Source organism: Muriicola sp. (genome assembly GCF_041567615.1).
Classification (GTDB): Bacteria; Bacteroidota; Bacteroidia; order Flavobacteriales; family Flavobacteriaceae; genus Muriicola.
Genome location: NZ_JBFGBM010000277.1, coordinates 1 through 1,712, shown reverse-complemented (window position 1 = coordinate 1,712; position 1,712 = coordinate 1). Strand labels below are relative to the sequence as shown.

Sequence of the window (1,712 nt, the reverse complement as noted above, 5' to 3'; positions counted from 1 at the left end):
TGAGCGTGAGGTTCACAGAGCTGTCGGCCAGTTCGCCTACAAATACGACCGGGGCGGGATCTTTTAATATGCCACTGTTTTCTGCACAGATCTCAAGAAGAATATCCTTTGCTTTTTTTATGTTGGAAGAGTAGCTAATACCAATATCAATCTTATCCCTTCGGGTATTTTCAGCGTTGTAATTGATGATGTTGTTGTTAGACAACTGCCCGTTGGGAAGAATGGCTAACTGGTTACCAAACGTATTGAGTTTCGTGGTGAAAATGGTAATTTCTTTTACCGTCCCATCTACTCCCTGGGCGGAGATAAAATCTCCCACTTTAAAGGGTTTGAAGATCAGGATCAGAACTCCGCCTGCAAAATTTGAAAGGGATCCCTGCAGGGCCAGTCCGACCGCAAGACCTGCGGCACCCACCAGGGCAACCAGGGATGACGATTTCACGCCAAGTTGAGTAATGACCAGGACAAACAACAGGAGTTTCAGGGCAATACTGATAAAGCTTTGTAGAAAGGTTTCCAGGGCCTGGTCGTAGTCCTTCTTTTGAAAAAAGCGGCGGACCATCCTGTTGATAAACTTCACGATCCACCACCCAACAACGAGTATGATAGCTGCGGTAATGAGGTTGGGTATGATCTCCATGACCCAGTTCATTCCCTGATCTAAATATTCTGTATATTCTGAAAAAGATGCCATATCGGTATGATTTTGTGCAAAGCAAACAAAAATAAGACCCAATATCAAATCAGGAACTATAAAGTCTTGTTAAGTCAGCTGCCGGATCGGAGTTGTTCAAGGGCCTCTTCAGGAGAGGAAACCGGCAGGTTGCACGCTCCGGCTTCACAGATATAGATCAGAGTTTTATCCTTTTGGATTCGTCCCTTTAGTAAACTCAGAGAACCCTCCTGAATAGCCCCTGCAAAGAGTGTATTCGGAAAATAATGATGCCGCAAAGACCTTCCGAAATCGTGGGCAGACTCCCCTGTGATCACCACCTCCCTGAAGGGGTAGGCGTCAAAAAGGGGCATGTGCATCCAGTGCGCATGGCTGTTTGGGTTTTCCAGGATGCTCTCCCTCATGGTCCTGAGCATCCGGTTTGCGGTATGTCCATAGTTTCGGTCGGGATACAGGCAGGATAGTCTGAACAGGTTCATCGCCATGACCGAATTGGAAGCGGGGATGACATTATCAGCCGTTTCCACGGACCTTCTGACCGTAACAGTTTCCTGGTCTGAAGTAAAGAAGAAGAGGTCGCCTGTGGGATTGAGGAAATGATCCAGGCAATGGTCTGTTAGCTCCAGGGCCCTTATTATCCAGCGTTCTTCAAAGGTCACTTCGTATACATGTATGTATGCGTCGATAAGGAGGGCATAGTCTTCCAGAAACCCTGCAATAGTGCTATTACCTTCCTTGTGATTGTGAAACAGGCTCCCATCTTTGCGAACAACGGCACCTTCCAGGAACTCGATGGTCATCAGTGCCATTTTGAGGTAGGTTTCGTTTTTAAGGTATCGGGAAGCCTCGATGAGGGCTTTGACCATCAGGGCATTCCAGGAGGTGAGGATCTTGTCGTCCAGCCTGGGTCTCGATCGGGATTCGCGCCTTTTGAACAGGATCTCTTTACAGGCATGGATCCTCTGCTCAAAGTTCTCTGTGGCCAGTCCGTGTTTTTTAGCCATTTCCTCCCGGGAAGAATCGCGTATAAGCACATAGA

2 protein-coding genes are annotated in these 1,712 nt (G+C 47.5%); both read right to left on the bottom strand.

The annotated features are described in order from the left end of the window. The coding region (locus ABYP73_RS13030) for a mechanosensitive ion channel family protein (protein ID WP_372944950.1) at positions 1 to 694 on the bottom strand (694 nt) is incomplete at its 3' end. Between the two features lie 74 nt (positions 695 to 768). Further along, on the bottom strand, positions 769 to 1,712 hold a 944-nt coding region (locus tag ABYP73_RS13025), incomplete at its 5' end, for a thioredoxin domain-containing protein (protein ID WP_372974625.1).